The organism is Microvirga sp. P4_G7 (assembly GCF_056401005.1).
In genome coordinates, this window is sequence record NZ_JBFUKD010000329.1 from 1 (window position 1) to 3,927 (window position 3,927).

The following is a 3,927-nucleotide window of genomic DNA, read 5'->3' on the forward strand; positions in this document are numbered from 1 at the left end:
GAACGAAACCGCGCAACGAGGTCGAGGGCCATATCGACGACCCGCACAATTCCGATATCTTCAAGAACTTTCCAGGCATCCTGAAAGACCGGGAACTAACCCTCTTTGTTTGCGATTACGTCCGTCTGATCATCATCGGCAATGCCCGACCACACGAGATCGAATCGTTGATGGACGAGGAGATCCAGACTCTCAAGCGCGACAAGCTGAAACCCTATTCCACACTCACCGTGGTCGCCGAGGCGCTCCCGGCGCTCGGCATCGTCGCAGCTGTCTTGGGCATCGTGAAGGCCATGGGCGCGCTCGACCAGTCGCCGCAGCTTCTCGGAAGTCTGATCGGCGCTGCACTTGTCGGAACCTTCGCCGGCATCTTCATGTCCTACGCGATCCTCTCGCCTCTCGCTCAGAAGGTGAAGGCGACCCGTGACAAGCAATGCCGCGTCTACATCATCGTCAAGCAGACGCTGCTCGCGTACATGAATGGCGCCCTTCCGCAGATCGCCGTCGAGCATGGCCGCAAGGCGATTTCCTCTGCGGATCGCCCGACGATCGATGAAGTCGAAAGCGCAACGGTGTCCGGCGGCAGCAAGAACGCGGAAGCTGTCCAGAAAGAGGCCGCCTGATCATGAGTGCTTCGCAAAGTGCCAGCGATATCCGCGATCGGCTTCTCGACGCTGCGGGTCTTTCCCTCGACCGGCTCCCGATGTTGCATGTGATCTTCGATCGCATGGCAACCTATTGCGCCGATCACCTCCGCCATCTCGCAGCATCTCCGATGTATTACTCGTTGAGCAGCATCGAGAGCGGACGTATCAGCGACATTCTCGAAATCTATGAGGCAAACGCGATCGCCGGCGTCTTTCATGCGCCGGAATGGGACAGTCACGTCCTCGTCGGCTTCGATCGCGACTTCGTCTTCACGATGGTGGAAGTGCTGCTGGGTGCCGACGGATCGGAGCCGCCCGTCGACGAGGAGCGGGGCTTTTCCAATATCGAGCTGCGCATTTCGCAGGCCATTTTTGAACAGGTTGGGAAGGCGCTTCAGGCCTCGTTCGCGCTTGTCGCCGACACGCCCTTCAAGTTCGAGCGCCTCGAAACACGCATGGACTTCGCGGTCATCGGTCGTCGCAACAATCAGGCCGTCGTGGCGAAATTTCTCCTGCAGGCGCTCAATCGCGGCGGCGAGATGTTCGTGATCATTCCGCAATCCGTTCTCAACCCGATGCGCCAGACGCTCGCTCGGGTGCTCTCCGGCGATTCGTCCGCTCGCGATCCGCGCTGGACGAAGCAGATCGCGAGTGAGGTCAAGCGCACCGAGGTCACATTGCGTGCCGTCCTCGAGGAGCGGCATCTCTCGCTCGGCGAGATCGCGGATCTGAAGATCGGCCAAGTTTTGGAGCTTCAGGCGACACCGCGCAGCCGAGTGAAGCTCGAGGGCAACGAGCAGGCCTTGTTCTGGTGTCATGTCGGCCAGTCGGAAGGGTCTTACGTGCTGCGTGTCGACGACTTCGTGGATCAGGAACAGGAATTCATCGATGATGTCCTCTCTCGTTAATGCGGTCCTCTTTCTGGCGCTGGTGCTCACAAGCGTCTGCGTCGTCGCGATGTATCGCCGGCTGAAGCGCTTCGAGGCCTATCAGGCGGAATACAAGCGGGTCTTCGATCAATCCGCCCAGGTTCTCGGCAGTGCCGGCGAGGCCGTGAAGACATTCGCCATCGACGGTCGTGCGATCCTCAGCGAGCTGGACGCACGCATCGAAGAAGCCAAAATCGTCATCGCCACGCTGAATACGAGTCACGACACGTTGGCGGAACAACGGCAGGCCGGCGTTCACGTCTCCGAAATCGGCTTTCAGAATACAAAGGTGCAGTAGGGGGATCTGCGCGCAACTCGCGCCCGGCGACACCGATGCTCCTCCACCCGCCTCAAATCTACGACGAGGAATAACCTTCCATGACACAAAAGCCATTCCCCGGCGCCGAAGATCCGGCCCACGAACAGCCGACGTGGCACAACGAGGCGCTCTTCTCCAAAACGAATGGAGCGGAGAAGGCCAGCGACCCCGCCGATGAGCGCATCGGCAGCAGCCGCAATCTCGATTCCATTCTGCGGATCCCGGTCCTGATCCAGGTCGTTCTCGGCTCGGCGACGATGCCGGTCGCGAACCTGATGAAGCTCGGTCGCGGCGCCATCGTGCCACTCGATCATCGGGTGGGTGAACCTGTCGACGTCGTCGTGAACGGGCGCGTGATCGCCCGCGGCGAAGTGGTGGTCGTCGAAGACGACAATTCGCGTTTCGGCGTCTCGCTCACCGAGATCGTCGGTCCTCCGAGTTCCGAGTTCAACGGGTAAGGCGGAACGGCTGCAATGGTGATGAGTACTCCCGCCAAAGTGAACCCGGGCACGAAGCCTTTGCAGGGCGTAGACAGGGTGGCAACCCTGCTTCTTGCCATGGGCAAGCCGGCGGCGAACCGTCTCCTGAAGCATTTCGGCCCCGATGAAATCAAACTCATCAGCCGGTCGGCCGCCGAACTGGGTCCTGTCTCCGCGACCCAGCTCGAGGTTCTCATCGAGGAGTTCGCCGCGCAGTTCTCCAATGGAGCGAGCTTGTTCGGCACCGCCGGCGAGGTCGAAAAGCTGCTCAGCGGCGTTCTTCCGCCCGAGCAGATCGCCGAACTGATGACCGACGTCCTCGGAAACTCCAACCGCTCCATCTGGGACCGGATCTCGAACATCTCAGAGGGCGTTCTCGCGACCTACCTCATCAAGGAGCATCCGCAAACGGCCGCGCTGATCCTGTCGAAGGTCAAGCCGACCTGTGCGGCGAAGGTGATGGGGCATCTGCCTCAGCCTCTACGCAACGGGTTGATGCGCCGGATGTTGACGTTCAAGCCCATCGTCGACGAGACCATGCGCAATATCGAGAAGACGATCCATGAGGACTTCATGATCAACTTCTCACGCAACATGGGCGCCGACACGCACGCGAAGATGGCGGATATCATCAACAAGATGGAGCGCGACCACATGGAGGAGGTTCTGACCAGCCTCACTGCGGTTCGCCCCAAATCGGCGGAAATTCTGCGTGGTCTCCTCTTCACTTTCGACGATATCGTCAATCTCACGCCGAGAGCTCGCACGGCGCTCTTCGATCAGATCCCCAACGACCGCGTAGTTCTCGCCCTCAAGGGTACGGACGATTCTTTCCGCGGCATCATCTTGAGTTCTCTCGCATCGCGCGTTCGGCGCATGGTCGAGCACGAGCTCAACGGCAAGGAACCAGCTTCTCAGCGAGACGTTCACGAGGCGCGCCGCTCGATTACCGACCTTGCTCTCGAAATGGCCGGTCGTGGAGAGATCGAGCTCAATTCGGAGAGCGAGGGTGATACCTACATTCGCTGAACGGCTTTCCCGTGTCTGAAGACGTCGACAAGGAAAGCAAGACAGAAGCCGCGAGCGACAAGAAGATCCGTGACGCGATTGAGAAGGGGAACATTCCCTTCTCGAAAGAAGCACCGATCTTCGCTTCGATCGTCGCCATGTTGTTGATCCTGGTTTTCGCCACGCGGAACAATGTGGCGTCGCTCGCCGAAAAGCTCGCTCTCTTCATCGACGACCCGCGCAGCTTTTCGTTGGAGACCGGCTCGGACGCGATGCTTCTGCTCCAAGCCGTCGCGATCGAGGTCGGTCATTTCCTGGTTCCGATCATCGCTGTCCTCGCGGTCTGCGGCCTGGCGTCTTCCATCCTGCAGAACATCCCGCGCGTTGCGTATGATCGCATCAAACCGCAATGGTCGCGCATTTCACCTTTCGCGGGATGGGGACGGATCTTCGGTCAGCAAGGTCAGATCGAATTTCTTAAATCTGTTTTCAAGTTCTTCACGATTACTGTCGTTTCTGTCCTTCTCTTGCGTTCGGAACAGTAC

6 protein-coding genes are annotated in these 3,927 nt (G+C 59.4%); all 6 read left to right on the plus strand.

Features of this window, described 5'->3' with window-relative positions; translation table 11 throughout:
- Positions 1 to 623, plus strand: a 623-nt coding sequence (locus AC1DT3_RS13810; RefSeq protein ID WP_477465825.1) for a MotA/TolQ/ExbB proton channel family protein, incomplete at its 5' end; no start/stop codon positions are given.
- Positions 624 to 625: 2 nt separating this feature from the next.
- Positions 626 to 1,555, plus strand: coding sequence for a flagellar motor switch protein FliM (locus tag AC1DT3_RS13815; protein ID WP_477465826.1), 930 nt, complete (start codon positions 626 to 628; stop codon positions 1,553 to 1,555).
- The gene (locus AC1DT3_RS13820; RefSeq protein WP_477465827.1) at positions 1,536 to 1,874 is read left to right on the plus strand and encodes a hypothetical protein; all 339 of its coding nucleotides are present in this window, start codon (positions 1,536 to 1,538) and stop codon (positions 1,872 to 1,874) included. The genes AC1DT3_RS13815 and AC1DT3_RS13820 overlap by 20 nt, the downstream gene beginning before the upstream one ends.
- Positions 1,875 to 1,954: 80 nt before the next feature.
- Positions 1,955 to 2,353, plus strand: coding sequence for a flagellar motor switch protein FliN (fliN, locus tag AC1DT3_RS13825; RefSeq protein ID WP_477465828.1), 399 nt, complete (start codon positions 1,955 to 1,957; stop codon positions 2,351 to 2,353).
- A 21-nt stretch (positions 2,354 to 2,374) separates the two neighbouring features.
- A complete protein-coding gene (locus AC1DT3_RS13830) occupies positions 2,375 to 3,403 on the plus strand; it encodes a flagellar motor switch protein FliG (RefSeq protein ID WP_477465830.1) in 1,029 nt (342 codons plus the stop codon).
- 11 nt (positions 3,404 to 3,414) lie between these two features.
- The coding region (locus AC1DT3_RS13835; protein ID WP_477465829.1) for an EscU/YscU/HrcU family type III secretion system export apparatus switch protein at positions 3,415 to 3,927 on the plus strand (513 nt) is incomplete at its 3' end.

Coding starts and splice junctions, on each gene's coding strand:
- AC1DT3_RS13815 (WP_477465826.1), top strand. CDS start 626: ATGAGTGCTTCGCAAAGTGCCAGCGATATCCGCGATCGGCTTCTCGAC.
- AC1DT3_RS13820 (WP_477465827.1), top strand. CDS start 1,536: ATGATGTCCTCTCTCGTTAATGCGGTCCTCTTTCTGGCGCTGGTGCTC.
- fliN (WP_477465828.1), top strand. CDS start 1,955: ATGACACAAAAGCCATTCCCCGGCGCCGAAGATCCGGCCCACGAACAG.
- AC1DT3_RS13830 (WP_477465830.1), top strand. CDS start 2,375: ATGAGTACTCCCGCCAAAGTGAACCCGGGCACGAAGCCTTTGCAGGGC.